At 68.2% G+C, this 3,967-nt stretch carries 3 protein-coding genes and 1 pseudogene; all 4 read left to right on the top strand.

The genetic code is table 11. From position 1 onward, the window contains the following. Window positions 1-185 precede the first annotated feature (185 nt). The 4 genes and pseudogenes from NA4_RS37475 (at window position 186) to NA4_RS37465 (ending at window position 3,933) form a co-directional block, all read left to right on the top strand. Complete coding sequence (locus tag NA4_RS37475) at window positions 186-1,076, top strand: IS4 family transposase (protein WP_067480851.1); 891 nt, start codon at window positions 186-188, stop codon at window positions 1,074-1,076. A gap of 227 nt (window positions 1,077-1,303) precedes the next feature. After that, window positions 1,304-1,825, top strand: a pseudogene (locus tag NA4_RS43130) (recombinase family protein); the annotation flags it as partial. Between the two features lie 256 nt (window positions 1,826-2,081). After that, entirely contained in the window at window positions 2,082-3,515 is a 1,434-nt protein-coding gene (locus NA4_RS42300; RefSeq protein WP_307188632.1) for a recombinase zinc beta ribbon domain-containing protein, read from the top strand. Between the two features lie 16 nt (window positions 3,516-3,531). Then, window positions 3,532-3,933, top strand: a complete 402-nt coding sequence (locus NA4_RS37465; RefSeq protein ID WP_067480848.1) for a hypothetical protein — start codon at window positions 3,532-3,534, stop codon at window positions 3,931-3,933. Window positions 3,934-3,967 lie beyond the last annotated feature (34 nt).

The following is a 3,967-nucleotide window of genomic DNA, read 5'->3' as shown; positions in this document are numbered from 1 at the left end:
CCAATGCCGCGCAGTTAGCGGGTGGGGCGGCTTGTCAAGGTGATCGTGGTGTTGGGTTGGGTGGTGATGTGGGACAGCGGGACTGCTGGTAGAGAGGTGTTGTCCGCCAAGACAATCCGCTCGATCGAGGAGTCCCGCTGTCGGTTCAGTCTGTCATTGATCGCTCGCCGCTGGTAGCGCAGGGGGTGTTCGCGCCGGGGCATCTGGGGGAGCTGACCGGGATCGTGGGGTTCGACCTGGTCGATGCGGCGTTGGAACAGGCGGGTGCGGTGCAGTCGCGGGTGCGGGTGCTGCCGTCGCGGGTGGTGGTGTATCTGCTGCTGGCGGGTGCGTTGTTCACCGGCATCGGGTATCGGCAGGTGTGGGCGCGGTTGTGTGCCGGATTGTCCGGGGTCGTGGTGGCCGCCCCGGGTTCTTCGGCGCTGGCCCAGGCGTTGCGGCGGGTGGGAGTGAAACCGTTGCGGGTGTTGTTCGATCTGGTGCGTGGTCCGGCGGCCGGGGCGGCGCGGTGGCGGGGGCTTCTGGTGTGCGCGATCGACGGCACCACGATGTTCGTGCCCGACAGTGCGGCGAACGTGGCCGGATACGGTCGTCACGGCGGGGGTCACGCCGTCGCGGGCTATCCGATGCTGCGGCTGCTGGCGGTGGTGGCCTGCGGTACCCGCACCGTCGTCGACGCTGTCTTCGGGACGGACAAGATCGCTGAAATAACCTATGCGCCAAGGCTTCTCGGTTGCCTGATGCCGGGCATGCTGCTTCTGGCCGACCGCAACTTCGCGGTCACCGCCTTGATCGAGCAGATCAGCGGTACCGGCGCCGATCTGCTCATCCGCGCCAAACTGAACCGGAAAGTCCCCACGATCGCCCGGCTGGACGACGGGTCGTGGCTGACCCGCATCGGCACGGTGACCGTGCGCGTAATCGATGCCGAGATCGTCGTGCGCTGCGCCGACGGTCCTCGCCGCACCGGCCGTTACCGGCTGCTCACCAGCCTGGCCGACCCACACCGCTGGCCCGCGGCCGAGCTGGTCGCGCTCTACCACCAGCGATGGGAGATCGAAGCGTGCGGTTCATGATGCACCTGTAGCCGGAACAGGCTGGAGGGGTTGATGATTGGACGTGAGGGCTTGCTGCAGTTGGCTGCGGTGGCCGAGCGGTTGAAGCGGCAGGTCGAGGCTACTGCGTGTGTGGAGGCCGGCGGTGAAGCCGCAGCGGATCGAGTGGGTGGATCTGCCCATGTCGAGCCGGGTCGCGGCGGTCCGGGTGCTCACCGGGATGATCCGCCGACGCCTGACGTGGCCGGATGATGGAGACGCGGCCGATGAGCGGGAAGACGCCGGATTGGCCGGGCAAAGTGAGCGCCGAGCACACCGACCGGCTGGCGGTGATCTATGTGCGCCAGTCGACGATGCGTCAGGTGGTTGAGCACACCGAGTCGCTGCGGGTGCAGTACGCGCTGGTCGACCGGGCGATCGCGCTGGGGTGGGCGCGGGATCGGGTGAAGATCATCGATGCCGATGTGGGGATGTCGGGAGCGAGCACGGCAGGGCGGGCCGGTTTCGCGGAGCTGGTCAGCGAGGTCGGGTTAGGTCATGTGGGAATCATTGTGGGAGTGGAGGTTTCACGGCTTGCCCGGTCGGGCCGGGACTGGTATCAGCTGATGGAATTGTGCGCGCTGGCCGCAACGCTGCTGGCCGACAGCGACGGCGTCTACGATCCGAACTGTCACAACGACCGCTTGCTGCTGGGGTTGAAGGGCACCATGAGCGAGGTCGAACTGCATTTGATCAAGCAGCGGATGGCCTCAGGTCGCCTCGCCAAGGCCAAACGCGGCGAGCTGTTCTTCGCGGTCCCGACCGGATACGTGCTGCGCCCGTCCGGTGAGGTCGTCAAGGACCCTGACGAGCAGGTTCGCACGGTCATCGAGCTGATCTTCGAGGTGTTCGACGAGCTGGGCACGGTCAACGCGGTGCTGGCGTATCTGGTCGGGCACGGCATCCGGATCGGGGTGCGGTTGCGGGAGGGCCCGGACGCCGGTGAGCTGGAGTGGCGGCGCCCCAGCCGGATGACCGGTCAACAACATCCTGCACCACCCGATCTACGCCGGGATCTACGCGCACGGGCGCCGATCGGTCGATCCGCGGCGGCGGATCGCCGGGCGGGGATCGACGGGGAAGGTGAGCGTGCCGATGGAGCAGTGGACGGTGGTGCTGCCGGACCGGTTGCCCGCCTACATCACCGCTGAGCGCTGGCGGGCGAATCTGGCACGGCTGCAAGCCAATCGGGCCACTGCGGACACCCCGGGTGCCGTGCGGGAGGGTCCGGCGCTGCTGACCGGGCTGCTGCGCTGCGGCCGATGCGGGGCCAAGATGACCGTGCACTACACCCACCGTGACGGTGTCGTCAACGGTTATACCTACGTCTGCTGCCGCGCCCGGGCCGACTACGGCCTGCCCTGTTGCCAGCGCCTGTCCGGCCGATGCGTGGACGCCTACCTCAGCGCGGCGCTGCTGGAGATGCTGGCTCCGGCAGCACTGGAGGTGTCACTGGCCGCCGCGGCCGAGATCGAGGCCGAACGCGGCAGGCTCGAAACCTTGTGGGTCCAGCGCCTGGAACGCGCCGCCTACGCCGCCGACCGGGCCGCCCGCTGCTATCGGCTGGCTGAACCGGAAAACCGTTTGGTGTCAAGAACTTTAGAACGCGACTGGGAACAAGCGCTGACTGAGCTGGAACGGTTACGCGAAGACCACGACCGGTTCCTGGCCGCCACCCCGCCAGTGCTCTCAGCCGCCGACCGCGACCGCATCCGCGGTCTCGCCGCCGATATCCCCGCCCTCTGGCGCGCCGCCACCACAACCAACACCGACCGCAAACAACTGCTGCGCGCGGTCATCGACGTCGTCACCGTGACCGTGATCGGCGACAGCGAACAGGTCACCACCGAGATCGGCTGGGCCGGCGGGGACCGCACCAGCGGACAGCTGGCCCGCCCAGTCGCTCGCCTGGAACAACTTTCCTACTACCCGCGGCTGGTCGCCCGCGTGCTGGAACTCGACGACGCCGGCCTGTCCGACACCCGGATCGCCGACACCCTCAACAACGAGGGGCTGCGGCCGCCAAAAACGGTTCGAAACCTTTGGCCCCCAAGCAATCCGGGACCTGGTGAACCGGCTACGCGCCACCACCGGCCGATCCGGCCACCGCACCCAGCGGCCGACCCCGCCACCCGGACAACACACCTGGTGGATGCCCGAGCTGGCCGCCGAACTGGCCATGCCACCGGTCACCGTCTACAACTGGATCCGCCGCGGCTGGGTCACCGCCCGCCAGGACCCCGACACCCGGCGCTGGATCATCACCGCCGACCCCACCGAACTCGAACGCCTGCGCCAACTACGCCGCCTGCCCCGCGGCTACCACGTCCGCCGCCGCTGGCACAACGACCCCGCACCCACCCAACCCACAGATCACACAGCCGAACCACAGTTATGAATGCATTGTGGTTGACACGCTGAAACCAGCTACCTGGAATTGAAATCGGGCCTGCTCGGCGGGCGGGTGCTGCGTGCCCGCACGCCCGCAGGCGTCGCCCAGGAGGTCTACGCCCTGCTGGTCACCTACCAGGCGCTGCGCACCGCTATCGCCGACGCCTCCCTGGCCGCACCCGGATTCAGCCCCGACCGCGGCAGCTTCACCATCGCACTGCACACCGCCCGCGACCAGCTCGTCCACGCAGCCAACATCCTCACCGGCACCACCGTCGATCTGATCGGCGGCGTCGGCCGAGCGGTGCTGACCGCACCCCTACCGGCCCGACGCCAGCGCACCAGCCCCCGCGTGGTCAAACGCGCAATCTCCAAACACCGCGCCAAGGGCGACGTCGACCGCAACACCTACCGCACCACGATCACCGTCGAGATCCTCGACGGTTGACACCTGCCCGAAACCGCTAACTGCGCGGCATTGG

Origin of the sequence: Nocardia amamiensis NBRC 102102, assembly GCF_001612745.1 — a bacterium.
GTDB lineage: Bacteria > Actinomycetota > Actinomycetes > Mycobacteriales > Mycobacteriaceae > Nocardia > Nocardia amamiensis.
Note: the sequence above shows the minus strand (reverse complement) of the source record. Positions and strands in the feature narration are given on the sequence as shown.